This is a genomic window from Sphingobacterium micropteri (assembly GCF_014692515.1).
Classification (GTDB): Bacteria; Bacteroidota; Bacteroidia; order Sphingobacteriales; family Sphingobacteriaceae; genus Sphingobacterium; species Sphingobacterium micropteri.
Window position 1 is genome coordinate 233870 of record NZ_JACOIK010000002.1, and the last position, 21309, is coordinate 255178.

Below are 21309 nucleotides of genomic sequence, written 5' to 3' on the forward strand. Positions count from 1 at the left end.
ATTTTTAGCAAATAATTTCATGTTTGAAACTTATATAAAACGACCGGTTCTTTCGTTGGTGATCTCTATTTTTATCACCCTGTTGGGACTTTTGGCATTATTTACATTACCGATTACACAGTTTCCCGATATTGTACCGCCATCTGTTGTGGTAACCGCAAATTATACCGGTGCGAATGCAGAAGTGAGTACCGATGCGGTAGCCATTCCGTTGGAAAGGGCAATTAATGGGGTCGCTGGTATGACTTCCATGAACACTGTTAGTACGAACAACGGGAGTACACTGATACAGATCACTTTTAATGTGGGGGTGGATCCGGATATTGCCTCGGTGAACGTCCAGAATAGAGTGGCGACGGTGCTCGATGAGCTTCCGGAGGAGGTTATCCGTGCAGGGGTTATTACCGAGAAAGAGGTAAACAGTATGCTGATGTACCTCAATATTTATACAACTGATGAAACAGCCGACGAACGGTTTATTTATAACTTTACGGATATTAATATTCTGAAAGAGTTAAAACGGATCGAGGGGGTGGGCTTCGCGGAAATCATGGGTTTCAAAGACTATGCTATGCGGGTGTGGCTAAAGCCTGATCGGCTGGCGGCATACCAAATTTCTACCGAGGAGGTCATTGAAGCACTACGCAGGCAGAATATTGAGGCAGCTCCGGGACAAACAGGAATTGGCTCGGATAAAACCGTGAACATGCAACAATACGTGTTACGTTATCCGGGACGGTTTACAGAGCCTGAAGAGTATGAAAATGTGCCTATCCGGGCGAATTCGGATGGTTCGATTCTGCGGATTCGGGATATAGCCGAGGTGGAGTTTGGTTCGCTGGAGTATGAAATGGCATCAAAAGCCGACGGTCGACCATCGGCCTCCATTATGATGAAGCAGCTCCCGGGATCGAATGCACAGGATGTAATCCAGCGTGTTAAAGATCGTATGGAAGAGTTGAAAGTGATGACTTTCCCTCCGGGAATGGAATATAGTATGGGATATGATGTCTCCCGGTTTTTGGATGCATCCATGTCTAGTGTGATAAAAACGTTGATCGAAGCGTTTATCCTGGTCTTCTTGGTCGTGTTTATCTTCTTGCAGGATTTTAGAGCAACGATCATTCCCATCCTTGCGGTTCCGGTTAGTTTAGTAGGAGCTCTGTTTTTTATGTTGATGATGGGTTTCTCTATTAACTTGTTAACGTTATTTGCGCTTGTCCTGGCCATTGGTATCGTCGTGGATAACGGTATTGTCGTGGTAGAAGCCGTCTTTGCCAAAATGGAGGAAGAGCATTTACCACCTATGGAGGCAACGCTTGCCGCTATGAAGGAGGTAGGCTCGGCAGTTATCGCCATCACGTTGGTGATGTCCGCGGTGTTTATCCCGGTAGCGTTCCTTTCCGGGCCAGTGGGTGTGTTTTATCGTCAGTTTTCGCTGACGCTGGCGGCAGCTATAGTGATTTCGGGAATTAACGCGTTAACCCTGACACCGGCTCTGTGTGCACTTATTCTTCGCTCGCCGCACGACAAAAAAGAATCCAATAGCTGGTTAAGCAGATTCTTTAAAAAATTTAATGCGTCGTATGATAAAACCGCGGGCGGTTACAAAAAGCTGTTGACCCGTATTGCTGGACGCAGAATGGTAACGGTGGGCATGCTTATTTTCTTCTTTGTTGCCACCTGGGGTGCCAGTAGTATATTGCCATCGGGCTTTATTCCTACCGAAGACCAGGGAATGGTGTATGTCAACGTCACAACGCCACCCGGTGCAACGGTGGACCGTACGGAACGGGCATTAAATGAAGTGGGCGAGATCGCCCGAAGCTTGGAATCGGTCGAGACCATATCTACACTTGCTGGATACAGCCTTTTAACGGAGGTGTCAGGTGCTTCTTATGGGATGGGAATGATCAACCTTAAACCTTGGGATGAACGTGATGTGACGGTGGACGACGTGATGCGGGAATTACAGGAGAAGACGGCGCATATAGCGGACGCCGAGATTGAGTTTTTTCCACCACCGACCGTTCCAGGATTCGGTAATGCTTCAGGTTTTGAGTTACGGTTACTGGACCGTAGCGGAAATGAAGATTTAAATCAAACGGCGGAAGTTGTCGAAGATTTTATAACGGCTCTTAACAACTCGGAGGCTATTGAAGGGGTTTCTTCCAGTTTTGATGTGAGTTTCCCGCAATATATGCTAGAGGTGGATTATGATATGGCTGCTAAGCGGGGAATTTCAGTAGAAAATGCCATGACAACCTTGCAGACATTAATGGGGAGTTTTTATGCGACCAACTTTATTCGCTTCGGCCAGATGTATAAGGTTATGGTGCAGGCCGATCCACATTACCGGCAGCGGCCGGAGGACGTCTTAAATTTATTTGTAAAGACGGCAGATGGCGAAATGGTGCCGTATTCTTCGTTCATCCAGATGAAGCGTATTTACGGACCGGAGCAGATAACGCGGTATAATATGTTTACATCAGCGATGTTAAATGGCCAACCAGCACCCGGATTCAGTACGGGGCAGGCTATTGAAACGATCCAACAGCTGGCAGAGCAATTGCCGCAAGGGTATGTAATCGAATGGGCGGGCATGACACGCGAGCAGGTTATTTCAGGAAACCAAGCCGTTTATATTTTTGCGCTGTGTCTGATTTTTGTGTATTTATTGCTTTCGGCACAATACGAAAGTTTCTTGTTACCACTCCCCGTTATCCTTGGGTTGCCGGCAGGTATTTTTGGCTCTTTCTTGTTTCTAAAATTGCTGGGATTGGAGAATGATATTTATGCACAGGTGGCCTTGGTGATGTTGATCGGTCTACTCGGAAAGAATGCGATTTTAATTGTGGAATATGCAGTGCTAAAACAAAAACAAGGTATGAGTATATTACAGGCAGCGATCGAAGGTGCTTATGTCAGGCTACGCCCGATATTGATGACATCGTTCGCGATTATCGCTGGATTGATACCTTTAATGCTGGCTTCCGGTGCAGGTGCTATTGGAAACCGAACGATCGGTACGGCATCTGTTGGTGGGATGTTAATTGGGACGTTATTTGGCGTAATTATTATTCCCGGATTATATGTGCTATGTTCGCGTAAGAAAAAGGAAAAGAAAGTAAACAAGGAGAGGGTGATAACCAACGTCGTCACATTATTGGCCATTACGGGGTTAATTGTATCGTGTAGTGTGCCCAAGCAGCTGGAAAAAGGAACACATGCTGAATTGCCGACGCAGTTTAATGGGGATAGTCTGACGCTAGTAGACGCAGATACGACAAATATCGCCTACCAACCTTGGAAGGATGTCTTTACGGATCCGTACTTAAAAGAATTGATCGATTCGGCATTAGTCTATAATTATGATTTGCAGCAAGCTGTACAGCGGATCGAAATTGCACAGGCGAGCTTTAAGCAACGAAAAGCGGCTTTATTGCCTAGCTTAGATCTGGCGGCCGAAGCGGGATTACGGAAGTATGGGTTCTATACCGAAGAGGGTATAGGGAATTATGATTCGAATTTTTCGGAAAATTTGAAGGACGATGAAAAAATACCCGAACCGGCTATTCCTGATTATTTTGTAGGTGTTCGGGCTTCTTGGGAGTTGGACTTATGGGGCAAGCTACGTGCACATAAAAATGCGGCGTTTAACAGTTTATTGGCAGAGAACGAAGCGAGAAGGCTGGTGGAAACGGAGCTGGTGACCAATATTGCGTCTGCGTATTATGAGTTGCTGAGCTTGGATGCGAAGATTAATGTTTTTAATAACAATATCGTATTGAATGAGCAGGCTTTGGAGATCACCGAATTACAGAAAGATGCGGGGCGTGCTACGCAGCTTGGCGTACAACAGTTTAAAGCTTTTTTGGCAAATTCGCGAGGCGAGCGCGAACGGATTAGACAAGAGATTGTACTACTGGAACACCATATCAACTATTTGACAGGAAGCTTTAATACAGCGGTGCAACGCACAGAAAGTGGTTTTGGCGCGCTGCCTTTATTCGATAAGCTGGATGTAGGCGCACCTTTTCAAATGCTTGCCCTGCGACCGGATATTAGGGAAGCCTCGTTTCAGCTTATCGGAGCGGAGCAGGATGTGAAGTTTGCCAAGGCTGCGTTTCTGCCTAGTGTGGTGCTGTCGCCGTTTGTTGGTTTACAATCGTTTACGTTTAACAAGCTGGTCGATCTGGATAAGTCATTAACCTATGGTTTAGCGGGCGGACTGACAGCGCCGATTTTCAATCAGCGCCAGCTTAAAAGTCAGTATGAAACCTACAAAGCGATGTATGGACTAAGCTTTTTGGAATATGAAAAGCGGGTGCTTAATGCCTATAACGAAGTTTCGAATGCCATAAAAACCCAAGACCATATCGAGCAACGGCAGCAGTATATCCAAGAGGAAGTGGAGGCACTCAAAGGTGCCGTGGCTGCGGCGAATGAATTATTTATTGCCGGACGTGTATCTTACCTGGAAATTATTACGGCACAAAAAGATGCGGTAGCCGCTGAATTAGATGAGGTGGAAGTACAGAAAGAAGAATTGTTGAATGAGATTGTCATTTACAAGGCACTTGGAGGAGGCTGGCAATAGGAATTGCTAAAGCTCCTCCTTCAGGATTTTTTCCAGTTCCTCTGGACTAAGGTTCATATTGACGTTTCCATCTTTGGTAAACGATATTTCACCTGTTTCTTCCGATACGATAACGGCAATGGCTTCTGACACCTCGGTAACCCCAATAGCTGCCCGGTGACGCAATCCAAATTGTGGTGGTAAATCTTCACTATCAGACAAGGGCAATACACAGCTCGCCGTCATGATGCGAAAGTCGACAATAACGACAGCACCATCATGTAGCGGGCTGTTTTTGAAAAAAATACTTTCCAATAAACGTTTGGACACCGGGGCATCGATATATTCACCGCTGGATTGATAGTATTCTTCATCAAAATAACGGGAGAATACAAGTAAAGCTCCAGTACGGGAGCGGGACATGCTACGACAGGCATCGATAATAGGTTTTATTTGTTCACCATTATCTATCTGTGCTGTTTTTTTAGTATTCAGAAAAGACCAGAAGAACTTCTTCCGCCGTAGGGAAATATTTTTTCCGATGTGGATTAAAAAACGCCGTATCTCCTGCTGAAAGACAACGATCAATGCAATGGAACCAACGGATATGAACCCTCCAAAAATTTCGGTGAGTAGACGCATTTCCATTTGTTTCACGACCAAATAGATACCATAGAAAAGACCAACGCCTATCAAGATATTAACGGCAATAGTACCCTTTATCAAGCTATATATATAATAGATGATAATAGCCACCAGCAAAATGTCAATGATGTCTAGTAACCGGAAACCGCTGAGAATATTTGGATCAAAATTGTTCATTATCTGTTTGCAATTTAAGGTTTTTTTTGGATTTTCGTAGGGACATAATATGCTATGACAAAACTATCTGTAAATATTAATAAGATTGCCACCTTGCGAAATTCCCGAGGAGGGAATGTACCGAATGTATTGGCCGCCGCTTTAGCCTGTGAGCGCTTTGGTGCACAGGGCATAACCGTGCATCCGCGTCCGGATGAGCGACATATACGTTATCAAGATGTTTATGATCTCAAAGCCGAGATTACCACGGAATTCAATATAGAGGGAAATTGCCAGGAGCCTAAATTTGTAGATCTGGTATTGGCCAACAAACCAACGCAGGTAACCTTGGTTCCCGATGTACTTGATCAGATTACCTCCAATCATGGCTGGGATACGATCAAGAACAGAGACTATTTGAAAGATATGGTGAAACGTTTTCAAGATAGTGGAATTCGCGTATCTATTTTTGTTGACCCCGATGAGGAGATGGTGGAAGGCGCAGCAGAAACGGGGACCGATAGAATTGAACTTTATACGGAAGCCTATGCAGCGGAATTTGGTTATGATGATCAAAAAGCGATAACACCTTATATAAGAGCCGCTAGAAAAGCAGGAGAAGTGGGACTCGGACTAAACGCCGGCCATGACCTAGACCTTCATAATCTTAAATATTTTAATGAACACATTCCAGGACTTCTTGAAGTAAGTATCGGCCATGCATTGATTGCAGATGCATTATATCTGGGGTTGGAAGAAACTATAAAACGCTATTTGGCGGCGTTAAAAGCTTAGGAGAGTAAAGCGTAATGAGTGACGGCTACTTTTGCTTGTCACTCATTACGCTTTACTCTTCACTAATTAATCCCTTTAAATATTCTATTCCATCGTATTTTAGAAAGGAATGTTCCTTTTTCATCCCAGCTCATCCAAGTAAATAATGCTTTGCCGACGATATGATCTTCGGGTACAAAACCCCATGAACGGGAGTCTAATGAGTTATGTCTGTTATCGCCCATCATCCAATAATAGTTTTGTTTAAAGGTATAGCTTGTTACCTTTTCACCGTTAATATAATAGTCCCCGGCTTTTTTCTCTAGCGTATTGCCTTCGTAATCACGTATGGCGCGACCGTATAGTGGAACGGTAAGGGAATCTAGGTTTACCGTCCATCCTTTAGCAGGAATGGTGAGTGGCCCGAAATTATCAATGGTCCAATTATAGTGTTTGTCATGCGGATAGGCAATTGAGCTCTCGTCAATGATCATTTCTACATCCTGTACATTTCCCCAATTCTTAATCATTTCGGCTTGCGGTACCGTCATGTGCATCATGAAGACGCTGGGATCAGACATTTGTTGAAAATCTATACGTAAATCGTGCATCCTCTCACGGTTGAGCCCTGATCCATCTGTATAAACAAAATAGGCATGTTGCATCTCTGGAGGGGTAAAGGCTGGTTCACCATTTATCAGCAGTTTTGCCCGTTCTAGCGATACGACGTCACCGGGCATTCCAACGCAACGTTTGATATAGTTTTCACGCTTATCGATTGGACGGGTGACAATGGTAAATTGATTGTGCACTGTTTCTTTTCCCATATTGCGTACGAGATCCGCATAGGTAGTTTCTTGATATTCCAAAGCTACGGTGTCTCCAGCCGGAAAATTGAAAACGACTACATCATTCCGCTTTATTTCTTGAAAACCAGGTAGACGCTTGTAAGGCAACTGTATCACTTCGGAATAGGCTTTACCTCCTGTCATGGGCATGGTGTGGTGCGCGAATGGAAAAGCAATAGGGGTGATGGGAACACGTGGTCCATAATTCAGCTTGCTCACAAACAAGAAGTCACCAATCAATAAGCTGCGTTCCATGGATCCGGTAGGAATCATATAGGCCTCGATCAGAAAGCCTCGAATCAAAGAAGCCGCTATCGTAGCAAAAATAATCGCATCTGCCCATTCCCGTGCTACGGATTTCTTGTAAGGGTATTTTTTATGAAATCCTTCCGTATTAGACTGCCCTAGATATTTTATGTTGGGATCTCTTCCCCAAAGCGGCAAAAATATAAATGGTAATAATACGGCAACAACGGTTTCCCAAAAGCGACGCTTGCCGAAACTTTTTAGAAAATCGAGATATAGCGCATAAAAAATAAATATATTGACGATGGGCACCAAAAGGAGGATGACCCACCATGTGGGGCGAGCTGTCAATTGGGCCATGATATATTCCCGGTAAAAGGGAATAACAGCTTCCCAACCTTGCTTTCCAGCCTTTCTGAATAGCAACCACAGTCCGTATAGCGTGGCAATAATTAATATGAAGAAAATAATATAGTACATAAATTACACAACATTAAATAAAATCAAACATCTCTGTTACTTGATAAAACCCTTTTTTATCTTGCACCCATTCGGCGGCAACCACCGCTCCCAAAGCGAAGCCTGCGCGGCTATGTGCAGTGTGTTTAAATTCGATCTGATCAACTTCAGAGCTGTACAAAACGGTGTGTGTACCTGGAACTTCTTCTATACGATGGCTCTCAATTAGCAATTCATCGGGTTTTGCAATTACTTCTTCGCCCGTGTCAATGACATTGTTAACCCAATTTGTTTTACCGGGAGTGTTCTCTAAAATGCCTTCTGCAATGGTGATAGCCGTTCCGCTTGGCGCGTCGAGTTTGTGGATATGGTGTATTTCTTCTACCTGCACATCATACTGCTGATAGGGACTCATCGCTTTTGCCAGCAATTTATTGACATGAAAAAAGACGTTTACGCCAATGCTAAAATTGGAACCATAAAGCATCGTCTGATTTTCGTCTTCGCATATTGATTTTACTTCATCCAAATGGGTGTACCAGCCGGTGGTGCCCACAACGATGGGTAGATTTGCTTCAAAGCACAAATGGATATTGTCCAGCGCAGCTGCCGGCTCACTGAAATCTATGGCGACATCTGCTTCAGCAATGTCACTGGCTGAAATAAATTCACGGTTGTCTTTATCCACGATGAGAAAGATTTCGTGGCCACGCTTCATCGCGAATTTTTCGATAAGCTGACCCATTTTGCCGTAACCTAAAATAACTACCTTCATATCTGATAACTGGTTAATTTAATTTAAATTCATTGTAAGTTTGATGCCTGGCGCTACTCCGAAACCTCCTAAAGCGTGAGACCCTGCTAATGCCGTATTCACATTGGGCATAAGTGTGGGGCGAACCCGCATGGTCATGTCGGAGCCAATATTCCATCTATATTTTAACATAGAGTCTACATAAGCTTCTACAACGTTCAAGCCCCAAAAACCAGCTGTCACGAGTATCGTTAAATCGCGATTTCTGCGTCCATAATCTTTTTGCTGAACAAGACCCTGAGTTTCCCAGTTTATAAGATCGGGATCCATCTTATCGCCATTAGTTGAAATTCGATAATCCAATTCATCCAGGAACTTTTTATAATACCACTGCCAGTAATCAAACACGACGTATCCCGTGACCAAACCTCCGTATATAATAGGTACCTTGACCCACCATAATCCCTTATTGGTATATTGTCCCCATCCAGGTAAAATCAAAGAACGTTTCCAAGCTGTGCGGGAAATCTGCTCGATTTCCAAGCGAGCGGAATCCTTTTTAATGTCCTTATAATAATATTTTTCGCGTTCTTTCTCTGCTTTCTCCCTTGCTCTACGCTCTTTCCGTGTTTCTTTTCTCACGCTGTCCTGTACAGCTCCGAGGGTGTCTTGGGGCATATCTATCGAATCCTGCAGTACAATTTTCGTTTTAACGGTATCGGACACTGTCGTACCTGCAGTTTTAGTGATCGAATCCCGCTCCTGTGCATGTGTGCTTAAAGTCGCGGAAATAATTAAGAACAGTATAATTATATAACGCATTACCAATCCAATAATTCCAGGATGCGGCTTAGGTCGTCTTCACTCTCAAAAGGAATCTCGATAGCCCCTTTGCCTCTACTGTTTTTCATGTTTAGTTTTACACGTGTGGAAAACCTGGAAGCCAAATCGTCTTCGATTTTTTGGTATTGGAAATCTAGTTGCTTACCTACCGGATTTTTCTTCGGTTTATTCTGTTGCTGTATGTTACGTACCAAAATCTCAGCCATCCGTACAGAAAGCCCCTTGTCGATAATTTCCTGATAAACATACAGCTGTTTTTCGACTTCACCTACATTGATTAGGGCGCGTGCATGCCCCATAGAAATCTGCCCGTCACGGATACCTGCCTGAATAACGGGGGGTAATTTCAGTAAACGAAGGTAGTTGGTTACGGTTGATCGATTTTTACTTACCCGTTCACCAAGCTCTTCTTGTTTAAGATTACATTCTTCAATCATGCGCTGGAAACTCAAGGCAACTTCAATTGCGTTGAGGTTTTCGCGTTGGATATTCTCGATAAGCGCCATTTCCAACATCTGTTGGTCATTTGCTGTACGGACGTACGCCGGAATATCATTAATGCCAGCTAACTTTGCAGCTCGTAGACGACGCTCTCCACTAATTAACTGGTATTCATTTTTACCCACCTGGCGTACCGTAATGGGTTGGATCAATCCTTGCACTTTAATCGATTCGGAAAGTTCCTGCAAGGCTTGCTCATCAAAATCGGTACGCGGCTGAAAGGGGTTTACGGCAACCTGGTCAACTTTGATGAAATTAATACTGCCAGCGGCCGTATTGGTGTTTTCTTTCGCTACAGCATCTGCTTTCCCTGTGTTCTTTGTTATTTGAACGTCATCACCTTGCAATAGTGCACCTAAGCCCTTTCCTAATCCTGTTTTTCTTTGTAATGCCATACTATACTGTTGCTGTTTGCGAATTCTCTGTAACTAAACCGTTTTTCTGTAATATTTCACGCGCGAGATTTAAATAGTTGATAGCACCTTTACATGACGCATCGTGCATAATGACAGAAATACCAAAGCTAGGCGCTTCGCTTAAACGTGTGTTTCGTTGAATAATGGTGTCGAAGACGAGGTCGCTAAAATGTGTCCGGACCTCTTCTACCACTTGGTTGGACAGACGTAATCGTACATCATACATGGTTAATAGAATACCTTCGACCTCCAAGCTTGTGTTCAACCGTGTTTGAACAATTTTAATGGTGTTCAACAATTTCCCTAAGCCCTCCAACGCAAAATATTCACACTGTACCGGAATGATAACCGAGTCCGACGCCGTCAATGCATTAATGGTAATTAATCCTAAAGAAGGCGAACAGTCTATGATAATGAAATCGTAGTCGTCTTTCACTTCATCCAGCATTTTCTTCATTTTGAACTCTCGTTCGTGCATATTGATCATTTCAATCTCTGCACCAACGAGGTCAATATGTGCTGGTAGCAAATCGAGATTCGGTGTGTCTGTCTGCTGAATAGCCTCGTGGGGAGGCAAGTCGTTCACTAGACATTCATATACACTTGCTTTAATTACCCGCGGGTCAAAACCAATTCCTGAAGTAGAATTTGCTTGAGGATCGGCATCTACCAACAACGTCTTATGCTCTAAAACAGCCAAACTTGCCGCCAAATTGATGGAAGTTGTTGTTTTTCCTACACCGCCTTTCTGATTGGCTATTGCTATTATTTTTCCCATGAGATTGAACCCTTTTTTGTCTAAATGCCGTTCGAATAAAACTTTCCCAAAGTTACTGCCAAATTTACATTCCTTAGATAAAGCAAATGCTTAAATGATGTTAAAAATCGTATTTTTGGCAAAAGTTCTCGCCTAACGGCTAAGGTTGCTAAGATACGAAAAAATAGCATTACCCTTTTATATAGAATGAGGGCTTTTTGTAAAGAAAGATAATTAGATGAACTTAATTATATCGGGAACAAATCGCGAACGGAGTAATTCGTTAAAAATTGCCAAATATTATCAACGGGAGCTACAGCGGAACGGGGAATCATGGGAATTGCTATCGCTGTCTGATTTACCCCATGATATTACGGTTACGGATTTGTACGGGAAACGTAGTGAAGCTTTTAAGCCTATACAGTCGTTGGTATCTGCAGCGCAGAAATTTGTTTTTATCATCCCCGAATACAATGGTAGTTTCCCCGGTATACTAAAAGTATTTATAGACGCATGCTCTTTTCCCGCCTCGTTTTTCCACAAAAAAGCAGCTTTGGTAGGGGTGTCTACTGGGAAATATGGAAACATACGGGGAGTTGACCATTTCACTGGCGTATGTAACTACATGCGTATGCACGTATTGCCCTTGAAGATCCATTTATCAAAAGTACACGATGAGTTAGACAATGATGATCAACTTATCGATGAGTTGACGACGAAATTTGTGCAGGAACAGATTGACGAAATTGCACGTTTTTAGATAGGTCCATTGACGATGCTTTTTAATAACTCTTCGACGTTGTGTTGTAAATTAGTGTCTTCTTCAGGGCGTTGTTCCAATTGGATTTTATGACTTTCATAACTGAATAAGCTCCAGCTCCCCTGATGGTATTCCAAGGCGGTCAGATTTTCAATCCAATCACCAGAATTCATGTAAGTGCAAGTGCCTTTCTTTGTTTCTATTTGTCGGATTTGTGGTTGGTGAATATGACCACAAATTACATAATCATAGCCGTTTTCAATAGCAAGGTGCGATGCGGTCTCTTCAAAATCTGAAATGAATTTTATCGCTTTTTTTACCGAGTTTTTGATACGCTTCGACAAGGAATATTTTTCATAACCTAATTTAACCAGTCCCCAATTGATGATATTATTCAGTTGGATTAGCCGGTCGTATCCCCAGCCGCCAAGTTTGGCGAGCCACTTGGTGTGTTGGATAGAAGCGTCAAATACATCGCCATGAAAACACCAAACTTTCTTGTTGTCGATATCCATCAGTTTTCGGTTGGTCAATTCGATACGTCCAAACTGCATCTTTCCGAATTTTCGCAACATCTCATCATGATTGCCGGTGATGTATACCACTTCACAGTCGGTATAGGCCAAATCTAATATATACTTTAATACCTGCAAATGGGACTCGGGGAAATAACTTTTTCGGAATTGCCAAATGTCGATAATATCGCCATTGAGAATAAGCTTTTTAGGTGCTATAGAAGAGAGGTATCGAAGAAGTTCCTTTGCACGGCAACCGTACGTTCCAAGGTGAACATCGGAAATAACGACCAATTCAACATTTCGTTTCATCCGTTTACTTTTTGTTTTCCAAAGTAAACTTTTTTTTGTTAACCTAAAATGTGCAGGGAGTTAACAAATTATCAAATTTATTGCCCGAAATAAGGTTGCCGTTAATGTTCATCTACGACGTAACCGAGCATGTAGTCTTGAAATTTTTCGTAGTAGACGGGAAACGATTTGACGGTACTTCCTTTGCGTAACATAACGGTCATAACGCCCTGTGGTTTATATTGAAAAGGTAAGATAGTCATGTTTTCTAAGAAAGAAATACCTTTATTGCCTTGTAGTTTATAGACAGCTTCTTTGGCGCACCAACAGGCATACAATTGTTCGATATTATCGTTTTGTATAAAAGCCAGTTCATTCGGTTTCATAAACTTTTCTTTGATGCGCACGACTTTATCTTTGACAATTTCGAGATCAATGCCGCAAGGGCCTTTCTGGCTCATCATCAGTCCGGCATAATCATAGGAGTGTGTAAAGGATATTTGATAAGGGTAATCAGGTAAATACGGTTTTCCATTCGCATCGGATGGACAGGCGATAAATGCATCTGTTTTGAGGAGGTAACGAAGCAATACACGTGACGCCAACCAGTGTAGAGTACGCTTTCCTTTACTGAAACGTTCTAAGAGGGATTTCTCCCGTTCATCAAGTTGTAGCCGGTCTAACAATTCTGTAGCCGTTTCCTCTATTTTCCATATTGCGAATTTCGTTTCGGCGTCTAATTCTCTGAGATATACCAATGCCATAGTCAAATTTAAATAAAAAAACGATCCTTTGAGATCAGTCTTTTATTTATTTTTTGATGATGTCTTAATCAGGATTTTAGGGTAAGGAGTGGATTCTGCCATGGCATTCCGTTTGTCCAGGCTGTCCAGTTTTTCTGTTCCGGGCATTGGAGCAAGTTCGTGGCCGTATAAGGTTTTTACCGGTGTCGGGTGGGTTTTCGATGTATCCATTTTCAGGGTCGGAATATCGACTGTAGATGCTTCGGGAGCTCTTTTAATGATTGTTTTTTGTTTGATAATTTTTGCTGTATCGTCAGGATCTATCGGTGTCGTGATAACTGTATCGACCTCGGTCATGATGGTAGCTCTAGAACCAGATGTGTTCTTGTCATTGTCGGTTTGTTGAGCTGATACTGCCGTCAGCAATATACAACTCCATATAGTTAGCAACAACTTCATGTTTGTACAAATTATTAAATCATGAAGTTACGTAAAAAACTTGATTTCTACGGTGTTTGCTGTTAAATAGTGTTAAAGGCTGATTTTTAACGCGAAGCCATACCTATTTTTGTAGTTCAAGATGAAAAAGCGTAGTATCACACTGATTATTTGGTTAATGTCTATAGCCCTTATGGGGGTGATGGCTATGCAATACTATTTCATAAGAGAATCTTTTAAGCAGAAATCCCAACTTTTTGATGAGGCTGTTACGGCGGCACTTGCCTCGGTTGCCAGCAAGATTGAAAAGCAAGAGATTTTTGAATTTGCTCGAGAACAGGACCGTATTAATCAAGAGAAGTTTAAAGCTGACCAAGCCATGCGTGAGCGAAATGAACAGCTTTTAGCAAGCCAAATACAAATTCAAGAGCAGATAAAAAAGTTACAACGCCAGCAATTTGATTATCAGCAGCGTTATCGGGCAGAGGAAGAGAATTTAAAAGCTGTTTTTCCGAATGCGATCTATGTTAACAATGCGTTTTTCGAAACATATATAAGAAGGAAGCGCTACCAAAGTTTTATAAATTTTAACGTAGACAACAAATACTTAGGCGAGGGGTATTTTGATACCGATATAAAATTAACGGCGACACGCGAAGTGCCTTTAGTTCCCGCGAAAGATGATAGCACGCGGTTTATTATTCCTTATTTTAGGAATAACCAAGTGGAGGCCATGCAGACGGCCACCTTGATACCCCGTGTAAATGGGGAAATAGCCGATCAATTGCAGGCATTGGAGAACCAATTGGTCGTATTAAATGCTAAAAAATTGCAACAGGCCACTACGCTTTTTGATACCTTAGCTATTATTGGTGGTAAAAGTGAAGATATCTTGAAAGATGTGCAATCAAGTATGCTGCTCGCCAAAAAGCCGTTTCGTGAGCGTTTGAATGTCAAATATTTAAAAAAGGAATTGGACGCCGAACTTAACAAACGTGATATCTATGTGCTGTTTAATATCGAAGTGAGAGACGACCAAAGTTATATTATCTACGAGACGTTACAGAGCAACAATCCAAAATCAAGAAAGCAACTTGCGAAATACAGCACCAAGTTGTTTGAGAATGATATAAACAGCTCGCCGGGCCTCTTGTCTATTTACTTTCCCAATAAATCCTCTGTTATCAGGGATACTATGGGTTATATGATGTTGCCCATGATAGCGCTTTTGGCTTTACTGATTGGTGCTTTTGCATACACCTTAAGCATCATCTTTAGGCAAAAGAAAATTTCGGAGATGAAGACAGATTTCATGAATAATATGACCCACGAGTTTAAAACACCTGTGGCAACTATTATGATCGCCAGTGAATCCCTCCGCGATCCCGAGATAGCTGCCGATGGTAAACGTGTAAACAGATTGGCGAATATTATTTATGACGAAAACGTCCGACTTGGGAACCATATTGAGCGGGTATTGAATATTGCTCGGTTAGAAAAAGAGAATTTAAAAATAGAGAAAGTGGATGTCCATATCAACGCGGTTGTTTTTGGCGTTTTGGACAGTATGAATCTGCAACTTCAACGAGCAAATGGCGTACTTCATACGGATATATCCGCACCGAAAGATTTAGTGATTGGGGATGAGCTCCATTTGTCTAATGTATTTTTTAATTTAGTAGACAACGCGATTAAATATAGTAAAGATGCTCCTGAGATTACGGTAAAAACATATAATGCTAAGGATCATATCGTTATTACTATAGCTGATAAGGGGATGGGGATGACTAAAGACCAAAAAGAAAAGATTTTTGACCAGTTCTACCGGATTCCGACAGGAAATGTACATAATGTCAAAGGATTTGGATTAGGGCTAAGTTATGTTAATGATATTGTAAAACGGCTTAACGGTAGAATTCAAGTGAAAAGTGAAAAAGACAAAGGCACAGTCTTTGAGTTAACTTTTCCATTAAAAGGGACTGCACTTGATCGTGAAGCATAAAAACTGAATACGCGTATGCAAAAAATATTACTAGCTGAAGATGATCCTAACTTAGGCGAACTTCTAAAAGATTACTTGGAATTAAAAGGGAAATTTGATGTCACATTGACCCAAGATGGCGATGAAGCGCTGACCGCTTTTCGCAAAGACAAATATGATCTGTGTATTTTTGATGTGATGATGCCGAAAAAAGATGGGTTTTCGTTGGGTAAGGATATCCGTAAAATGGACAAAACCATACCGATTATCTATGCTACGGCAAAAGGTATGATGGAAGACAAAACGCAGGCATTCGAATTGGGAGGGGATGATTATATTACGAAGCCATTCCGTGTGGAAGAGTTATTACTACGTATCCATGCCCTGTTAAAACGTGTGTCTAAAGAGAAAGAGGAAGAATTAGCCGATAAATTTGAAATTGGTGATTATTTCTTTGACTATACCAGTCAGATTATTTCCTTCAAAGGCCAACAACAAAAGCTATCTACCAAAGAAGCAGAATTGTTACGGCTACTATGCTTAAACAAAAATGATGTTCTTACGCGCGAGGAAGCGTTGGTGAAGATATGGCATGATGACAATTATTTTACCGGTCGTAGTATGGATGTATTTTTAAGTAAATTGCGTAAATATCTCAAGGAGGACCCCAATGTGGAGATTGTCAATGTACATGGCAAGGGGTATAAGCTATTGGTAAGTTGATATAAGGGCGCATTTTATGCGCCCTTTTTAATTTTTTATAGTGATAAAATCTCTACGATTCTGGTCAGGTTCTCGTTTATCTTATCAATATGTTTAATCGCTTTGTTAAAGGGAGTGAATTGTACTTGTCCACAGATAAGTCCAGCCATTTCTCCTCTTCTTCCCTCTAGTAATCCTTCTACCGATGCCACCCCCAGTCTACTTGCTAAAACTCTATCCATACAGCTTGGTCTGCCGCCGCGCTGGATATGTCCTAATATAGAAAGACGTACATCGTAATGCGGAAAGTTCTCCTTGATTTTATCTGCAACGACTTCACCACCCTCTTTATCACCTTCTGCTACAATAATAATACGCGAAGACTTGTTTTTACGAGATTTGTCCAGGCGTTTCATAATCGCATCGTAATCTACGTTCAACTCTGGGATCAATACGGCTTCTGCTCCCGTGCTGATGCCGGAACGTAATGCTATCAAACCAGAGTCCCGCCCCATAACTTCGATCACGAACACACGATCATGAGATTCTGCGGTATCTCTTATCTTGTCCACCGCATCGACCACTGTATTGATAGCGGTGTCGTATCCAATGGTGAAATCTGTTCCGGCGAGATCGTTGTCGATTGTGCCTGGCATCCCTAAAATGGGAACGTCAAATTCTTCGATAAACTTAGAAGCACCCGTAAACGTGCCGTCGCCACCGATAACAATTAAAGCATCGATTCCTAATTTTTTGATGTTTTCGTATGCTTGTTTCCGTCCCTCGTAGGTTTTGAATTCCTCACTTCTAGCTGTTTTGAGGATGGTTCCGCCACGTTGAATGATGTTGGCTACCGATTTAGCATCCATAGGTACAATCTCGCCCTTTACTAAGCCATCGTAACCGCGACGCACGCCAAATACGTTTAAGTTGTTGTATATTCCTGTACGTACAACTGCACGGATGCCCGCATTCATTCCTGGTGCATCACCTCCAGATGTCAAAACGGCAATATTTTTTATGGTTTTCATCTAATTATGTTTTTTAGTTGTTGATAAGAGATTCCCATACGTTGGGGCGGTCTCCTGTTAGATTGATTATTATGCTGTTATATTTTACTCTTTGTTATTAAAAACGTCGATGCCTTGCTGTAAATAAGCCGCATAGCTGTTTATATTGTAGTTCGCACCACTGGGTGGTATTAATACGTTGCCTACTGTGTCTACGATGACATATAACGGTTGAGAGTTACTATTGAATGCCGAAGCTTGGAAGTCGCTGTTCTTTGCGCCGATTGTCCGAATACGCTTACCCGAGTATTCCGAAACATACTGTTCCTCCGTAGATAGTTCCGTCCTGTCGTCTACGAACAACTCCACCATCACGAACTCCTCCCGAAGTAGTGCGGCTACCTTAGGGTCGGTCCACACATTAGCCTCCATTTTGCGACAATTTACACAGTTCCAGCCTGTAAAGTCGATCAGCACCGGTTTGTTCAATTCTTTCGCTGTAGCAAGTCCCTCTTGATAATCGTAATAAGGGTCGAAGCCCTTGGGCGTGCCGCGATCATGGAAGATCTCATAGTATTTCTTCTGTTTACCAGCGCTGGTTGTCCCAGTGGGTGCAACACCGAGGTTTACGGTAGAAAGATCGAAGTCCTGCGTAGCCGAGGGAGGTAAAAATGCGGAGATTGACTTTAAAGGTGCTCCCCACATGCCCGGTACCATATATATCACAAAAGCGAATACGATAATGGCCAATATGGTTCGAGGAACGGAGAGGTGCCCTGGTGGGCTGTCGTGCGCAAAGCGAAGCTTGCCAATAAGATATAGTCCTAATAACCCGAAGATGGCTATCCAAAGCGCTAAAAACACCTCTCTATCCAGCCAATTCCAGTGATAAGCGAGATCCACATTCGATAAGAATTTCAGCGCTAATGCCAGTTCTAAAAAGCCCAATACCACTTTGACGCTGTTAAGCCATCCACCCGATTTAGGTAAGGATTTCAACATGGAGGGGAAAAAGGCGAACAGCACGAAGGGTATCGCCAATGCAATGGAGAAGCCTAACATCCCCACGGCAGGGCCGAGACGTTCACCCTTGGATGCCGCTTCTACCAGCAGTGTGCCGATGATCGGTCCTGTACAAGAGAACGATACCAATGCCAGGCTGAAAGCCATAAAGAACAAGCCTAGCAATCCGTCCCTATCTGACTGTGCATCTATCTTGTTGACAAAAGAACTAGGTAAGGTAAGTTCGAAGGCACCGAAAAAGGAAGCTGCGAAGACGACCAAGATCAGAAAGAACAGAAAATTAAATATGCCGTTGGTAGACAGGGCGTTGAGCGCATCGGAACCAAAGAAAATCGTAATGAGCATACCCAAAGCTACATATATTACGATGATGAATAATCCGTATAGGAGAGCTTGTGATACAGCTTTTGCACGGGAGCCACCTTTCTTGGTGAAGAAGCTGACGGTAAGTGGAACCATGGGAAATATACAGGGCATGATGAAAGCCGCAAAACCGCCGAGCAGGCCTGCAATGAAAATACCCCAAAGAGACTGCTGTTCTGCACCACTGGCGTCTACTTGTTGTATAGGCGTATCATCTGCTGTTCCTCCATCCGCCTCTTTGCTGGCTATTCCATCGCCAAAGACTAGGTCATCCGGCACTTCTAACAAGGTGTCGTCCCCCGATTCAATAGAACCATCTGTAAATTCTATGCCATCAAAGGAGAGTAGGCTATCTTGCTGAGCAAATGATGGAGTATATAAGGAAAGTGTTAAAATTTGTAGTACGATGAGGTACTTAAATAATGAACGCATAGCTTATTTAGATATTTTGCTAAAATAAAAAAAAGGCAGTAAACTTACTGCCTTATCGTTTTTTATATTCACAATTACTACTTAATTGTGACGTTGAAAGCGTATTCATCCGGCGGTAAACATCGTTCCGCATCGCACGCCATAAATTCAACTGTTCCTTTTACCGTTGTTTGGCCTTTATTTAGCTTTATTTTCTGCTGGAAAACAACCTCTTTCGTATAATATGGAACATTCATATCGAAAACTTTTTCAAATTTCGATTTTGGTGCAGGCGCGGCCACCTTTCCGTTTAAGCTATAATCTTTAGAAGATCCGAAAGCAAAGGATGTGGCAATTGGTCCGCCGTTAGGGACATTCAAGCCGTATATATGCCAACCGTTATCGATAGTCGCTTTGATAAATACAACAGCTTCTTTGTCGGTTAATTTTTGTGATGCAACGCTCCATTTTACCGGGTTGTGTATTTGCGCTACCGCACCAGCTATAGTAAATAAGACAATGACAATTAATAGACTTAATTTTTTCATTCGTATAATTTATTTTTAATCATTAGATTCTCTTAATGTAAGACTATTGCCGCCCAATAAGGTTTAAAATCTAATCTATGGTGAAAAATATCTTCAAACCTAAATAAAATGCTTTGCATTCACGAACCGAATGTTAAATGAGTTCATGCATGCCCTTAAAATATACAAAAATGCATAATTCCTTAATATAAAAATTATTTTGAGTAATTCATTTTTATATGCAATTTATTTCGCTCTCCTCTGCCATCAAGGACTATTTTATAGCGGAAATTTAGGAATAGTAAAAGCGATATGCAAACAGATTACCATTTAGCGGTATGATCTCTATAGCTTAAAGCCAATTTCCTTGAGGTCAAATAGCCGTTCTTGGTTATCGATTACGATGTTTAATTTCCCATTACTTTCCACGCCTTGGATAATGCCCGTGACGGTTTTTCCTTCTACTTCATATATTGCCGGGATTCCTTTTCTAAACAGCGAATCATTGTAAGCATCCCGTAACTGCTGAGTATCTTTTAAATCTATGGTTTCATAGCATGCTGTTATGGTAGAAAGAAGGGATAGACCATAGTGTTCGATGGGTTTGATTGGTGTCGTCGGTTTTTCGAGATAAAGTGAAGTCGCTTTGTTTTGTATGACGAGGGGAAAGGTCTGTTGTTTTATGTTGATGCCGATACCGATTACACTTGAACGGATATGGTGTCCAGATAATTGATTTTCGATTAATATCCCGCCTAATTTCCTACCATGGATATAGATGTCGTTAGGCCATTTAATCTGCACATCAGGAAGTAGGGTGGACGCCCAACGTTGGACGGCCAAACAAACGAGCATATTTAGATTAAACGATTGGTGAGCGGAGAAGTCTTTTGGATATAAGGCGAAACTTATAGCTAATGTTTCGGAAGGTTTATCGAGCCAGGAATTTCCCCGTTGACCTTTTCCTTTTACTTGGTGGGTTGCCATAATGGCAGTTGCTTCGGGAAGTGGCTTAATATTTGACAAAAGTTGTTTTAAATAATCGTTAGTAGATGTTACCTCTTCCAATACAATTAAATTTTGTCTAAGGTAAAGTCGGGAAAATGTGTTATTTTGCAAGGGAAAAATATTTAAAGACATAAATATCGTTCAAAACTAATGTTTTTTAATGAATAAAGATACAAAAAAGGATTTATCGGATAGACTTGCAGAAGTTGTAGTACACGGGATGCAAGAGAAAAAAGGTAATGATATTGTGCGAATGGATATGCGGAACGTGAATGCCACCTTATCTGATTATTTCGTTATCTGTCATGCGGATTCTGCAACACAAATCAATGCCATAGCGAATAGTGTAGAAGAAGAGGTTTACAAAGCCTTTGGGCAAGAACCGTGGCGGAAAGAGGGACATAACAATGGAGAATGGATTCTGCTGGATTTTGTAGATGTCGTTGTTCATATCTTTAAAACGGAAAAAAGAAGCCATTATGGCATAGAGGATTTGTGGGGTGACGCGCAGGTAGAAACATACCAAAGCGCATAGAGGTTTAGCAAGTAAGAGTAGAAG

General features: G+C 42.1%; 19 protein-coding genes. 6 read left to right on the plus strand and 13 right to left on the minus strand.

What is annotated here, in order from left to right; genetic code table 11:
- The first annotated feature begins 19 nt into the window (after positions 1-19).
- Complete coding sequence (locus tag H8B06_RS03550; RefSeq protein WP_190992927.1) at positions 20-4600, plus strand: efflux RND transporter permease subunit; 4581 nt, start codon at positions 20-22, stop codon at positions 4598-4600.
- Positions 4601-4606: 6 nt separating this feature from the next.
- Here the strand turns inward: H8B06_RS03550 and cdaA are convergent, their stop codons facing one another.
- A complete protein-coding gene (gene cdaA, locus H8B06_RS03555) occupies positions 4607-5401 on the minus strand; it encodes a diadenylate cyclase CdaA (protein WP_130142579.1) in 795 nt (264 codons plus the stop codon).
- 54 nt (positions 5402-5455) lie between these two features.
- On the opposite strand from cdaA, the gene H8B06_RS03560 reads away from it, so the two are divergent.
- On the plus strand, positions 5456-6175 hold the full coding sequence (locus H8B06_RS03560; protein ID WP_190992928.1) for a pyridoxine 5'-phosphate synthase: 720 nt from the start codon (positions 5456-5458) through the stop codon (positions 6173-6175).
- 62 nt (positions 6176-6237) lie between these two features.
- Here the strand turns inward: H8B06_RS03560 and lepB are convergent, their stop codons facing one another.
- The 5 genes from lepB to H8B06_RS03585 are packed head-to-tail and all read right to left on the minus strand — an operon-like array spanning position 6238 to position 10999.
- Positions 6238-7728: a signal peptidase I gene (gene lepB, locus H8B06_RS03565; RefSeq protein ID WP_190992929.1), complete on the minus strand. Its 1491-nt coding sequence runs from the start codon at positions 7726-7728 to the stop codon at positions 6238-6240.
- A 13-nt stretch (positions 7729-7741) separates the two neighbouring features.
- Positions 7742-8482, minus strand: a complete 741-nt coding sequence (dapB, locus tag H8B06_RS03570; RefSeq protein ID WP_130142576.1) for a 4-hydroxy-tetrahydrodipicolinate reductase — start codon at positions 8480-8482, stop codon at positions 7742-7744.
- Between the two features lie 18 nt (positions 8483-8500).
- On the minus strand, positions 8501-9283 hold the full coding sequence (locus H8B06_RS03575) for a DUF5683 domain-containing protein (protein ID WP_190992930.1): 783 nt from the start codon (positions 9281-9283) through the stop codon (positions 8501-8503).
- A complete protein-coding gene (locus H8B06_RS03580) occupies positions 9283-10200 on the minus strand; it encodes a ParB/RepB/Spo0J family partition protein (RefSeq protein WP_190992931.1) in 918 nt (305 codons plus the stop codon). The genes H8B06_RS03575 and H8B06_RS03580 overlap by 1 nt, the downstream gene beginning before the upstream one ends.
- Position 10201: 1 nt before the next feature.
- Entirely contained in the window at positions 10202-10999 is a 798-nt protein-coding gene (locus tag H8B06_RS03585) for a ParA family protein (protein ID WP_190992932.1), read from the minus strand.
- A 217-nt stretch (positions 11000-11216) separates the two neighbouring features.
- On the opposite strand from H8B06_RS03585, the gene H8B06_RS03590 reads away from it, so the two are divergent.
- On the plus strand, positions 11217-11738 hold the full coding sequence (locus tag H8B06_RS03590) for an NADPH-dependent FMN reductase (protein ID WP_190992933.1): 522 nt from the start codon (positions 11217-11219) through the stop codon (positions 11736-11738).
- On the opposite strand, the gene H8B06_RS03595 is transcribed toward H8B06_RS03590, so the two are convergent.
- The 3 genes from H8B06_RS03595 to H8B06_RS03605 form a co-directional block, all read right to left on the minus strand.
- The gene (locus H8B06_RS03595) at positions 11735-12565 is read right to left on the minus strand and encodes a UDP-2,3-diacylglucosamine diphosphatase (protein WP_190992934.1); all 831 of its coding nucleotides are present in this window, start codon (positions 12563-12565) and stop codon (positions 11735-11737) included. The genes H8B06_RS03590 and H8B06_RS03595 overlap by 4 nt on opposite strands.
- Before the next feature lie 101 nt (positions 12566-12666).
- Positions 12667-13308 (minus strand): 4'-phosphopantetheinyl transferase family protein, encoded by a 642-nt coding sequence (locus H8B06_RS03600; RefSeq protein WP_190992935.1) that lies wholly within the window; start codon positions 13306-13308, stop codon positions 12667-12669.
- Between the two features lie 42 nt (positions 13309-13350).
- On the minus strand, positions 13351-13746 hold the full coding sequence (locus tag H8B06_RS03605) for a hypothetical protein (protein ID WP_190992936.1): 396 nt from the start codon (positions 13744-13746) through the stop codon (positions 13351-13353).
- 121 nt (positions 13747-13867) lie between these two features.
- Between H8B06_RS03605 and H8B06_RS03610 the strand changes: the two genes are divergently transcribed.
- Both H8B06_RS03610 and H8B06_RS03615 read left to right on the plus strand, forming a co-directional pair.
- Positions 13868-15727, plus strand: a complete 1860-nt coding sequence (locus H8B06_RS03610; RefSeq protein ID WP_190992937.1) for a sensor histidine kinase — start codon at positions 13868-13870, stop codon at positions 15725-15727.
- 15 nt (positions 15728-15742) lie between these two features.
- Positions 15743-16429, plus strand: a complete 687-nt coding sequence (locus tag H8B06_RS03615; protein ID WP_190992938.1) for a response regulator transcription factor — start codon at positions 15743-15745, stop codon at positions 16427-16429.
- Positions 16430-16464: 35 nt separating this feature from the next.
- Here H8B06_RS03615 and pfkA read toward each other — a convergent pair whose 3' ends face one another.
- The 4 genes from pfkA to H8B06_RS03635 all read right to left on the minus strand — a co-directional run bounded on the left by pfkA (position 16465) and on the right by H8B06_RS03635 (position 20810).
- Positions 16465-17439, minus strand: coding sequence for a 6-phosphofructokinase (pfkA, locus tag H8B06_RS03620; RefSeq protein WP_190992939.1), 975 nt, complete (start codon positions 17437-17439; stop codon positions 16465-16467).
- A gap of 84 nt (positions 17440-17523) precedes the next feature.
- Positions 17524-19236 (minus strand): protein-disulfide reductase DsbD family protein, encoded by a 1713-nt coding sequence (locus tag H8B06_RS03625; RefSeq protein ID WP_190992940.1) that lies wholly within the window; start codon positions 19234-19236, stop codon positions 17524-17526.
- Between the two features lie 77 nt (positions 19237-19313).
- Positions 19314-19763, minus strand: coding sequence for a protein-disulfide reductase DsbD domain-containing protein (locus tag H8B06_RS03630; protein WP_190992941.1), 450 nt, complete (start codon positions 19761-19763; stop codon positions 19314-19316).
- 324 nt (positions 19764-20087) lie between these two features.
- On the minus strand, positions 20088-20810 hold the full coding sequence (locus tag H8B06_RS03635; protein WP_190992942.1) for a biotin--[acetyl-CoA-carboxylase] ligase: 723 nt from the start codon (positions 20808-20810) through the stop codon (positions 20088-20090).
- A gap of 100 nt (positions 20811-20910) precedes the next feature.
- Here H8B06_RS03635 and rsfS point away from each other — a divergent pair, with 100 nt between their 5' ends.
- Entirely contained in the window at positions 20911-21285 is a 375-nt protein-coding gene (gene rsfS, locus H8B06_RS03640) for a ribosome silencing factor (RefSeq protein ID WP_130142562.1), read from the plus strand.
- The last annotated feature ends 24 nt before the right edge of the window (positions 21286-21309 follow it).